This window comes from Mesorhizobium sp. BHbdii (assembly GCF_053848045.1).
Map to the genome: position 1 here is coordinate 1 of NZ_JBSPKX010000209.1, position 448 is coordinate 448.

At 58.3% G+C, this 448-nt stretch carries 1 pseudogene; it reads right to left on the reverse strand.

The annotated features are described in order from the left end of the window. Positions 1-76: 76 nt before the first annotated feature. Positions 77-448, reverse strand: a pseudogene (locus tag ACWTU8_RS32665) (aspartate aminotransferase family protein); the annotation flags it as partial.

The following is a 448-nucleotide window of genomic DNA, read 5'->3' on the forward strand; positions in this document are numbered from 1 at the left end:
GACATGGGAGAAGCTGTCATTTGATTTCCATCGCCAATGCATTGTCCAATGCCGAATGAAACCAGCTCCGGATGCGCTACGTGTGCGACACAATTGCTGCGAGCGCTCCGTCAACTGCTGTAAGGATCGCGCGCGCGTCCCTTTCGGTCATGGGGGTGGAAAGTGCGAAGAGGCCGTAACTCGCCGAGAGTACTCCGCGATCGAGCAGGCCCTTGTGGAACAGGTTGAGCTTAATCTGTTCGGACGGGCCCGGATAGACCGACCGGTAGTCCGTAATCGGCAACATCGTAAAATGAACCTTGAAAAGCGAGCCAAGGCCCACGCACTGACCGTTGAGGCCATAGCGGGCCAAAGAATCCGTTATCCCATCACGAAGCAGCGCGCCGATAAAGTCCAGATGCTCGAAGCTGGCCGGGGTCAGTGCGCGCATCGCCGCCAAGCCGGCTCG